1 pseudogene is annotated in these 598 nt (G+C 68.4%); it reads left to right on the top strand.

The features are described from left to right. Positions 1-150: 150 nt before the first annotated feature. A pseudogene (locus tag AOK22_RS43555) lies at positions 151-598 on the top strand (hypothetical protein); the annotation flags it as partial.

Raw genomic sequence — 598 nt, 5'->3', positions numbered from 1 at the left:
GTCATTGAGGGCAGGGGCGGCGGGGGAGCGGTGGTGACGTACTCCTGGCGCCCGACGCTTTCGGAAGCGACCTGCATCCATCGCGCCCTCGTGGCGTGAAAGGTGTGCAAAGCGGGCGCCGGCGCCCGCGCTCGTCAGCGGGAGACCTACATGTACGCAGGGGAGCTGAGCCGAAACACGGCAGGCCATCAGCGGTCGAAGTACACCGATGGCCTGCAGTCGGCCGAGAACGAGCCGTTGGATGCTCCACTGACGTGGCGCACGCTCGGGCTGGAGACGATGGCGTCCATGCTGGTTGTGGACATGCGCCCCCAAGGCGGCCAGTGCTTCACGGCCCGGTGTCAATGGCCTCGCTTCCATCCGCTCAACGAGCGCGCGGTCGCCGTGCAGCACCATCCGTTGATCATGGTCGAGTCGACGCGGCAGATCGCCCTGGCCCTGCGGCGGCACAACCGGCCTGCCACAGCCCTCGCGCCGCTTGAACCCGTGTCGGTGAACGTAGGCCTGACCCCCGGGACGTGGCCGATCGAGCGTGGCAGCGCCACTGAGGTGGACGTCAGGGTGAGTGTGAGCGAACTGGTGCGAGAGGCCGGCGTCC

The sequence above is a fragment of the Streptomyces silaceus genome (assembly GCF_001419745.1).
GTDB classification, from domain to species: domain Bacteria; phylum Actinomycetota; class Actinomycetes; order Streptomycetales; family Streptomycetaceae; genus Streptomyces; species Streptomyces silaceus.
The sequence above is the reverse complement of the archived record's forward strand: the minus strand, read 5'-3'. Positions and strand labels throughout refer to the sequence as shown.